A 262-nucleotide genomic window follows, 5' to 3' on the forward strand; every position below is an offset into this window, starting at 1 on the left:
CTCAGCCGATATCTTTCGTGAAGCTCGCCTGTTAAAAGGTGTTGATTCGAAAATCCTGACCTTACTGCAATCTCCGGACTGGGATCAGGTTGAACGCGATCTGGAATGGTTATCGGCTGATAATCGTCATGTTATTGATCAGCAGCATCCGCTCTATCCAGAGCTGCTCAAGCAAATACCGGATCCACCTGCTTTATTGTTTGTTCAGGGCGATATTAATTTGCTTGGTAAATGGCAACTGGCCATTGTGGGTAGCCGAAAT

At 46.2% G+C, this 262-nt stretch carries 1 protein-coding gene; it reads left to right on the forward strand.

Annotation, left to right across the window (positions count from 1 at the left end):
* Positions 1 to 262: DNA-processing protein DprA (locus B3O33_RS07500; RefSeq protein WP_292363320.1), on the forward strand; the 262-nt coding region annotated here is incomplete at both ends.

The sequence above is a fragment of the Methylophaga sp. UBA1464 genome (assembly GCF_002325665.1).
Lineage (GTDB): Bacteria > Pseudomonadota > Gammaproteobacteria > Nitrosococcales > Methylophagaceae > Methylophaga.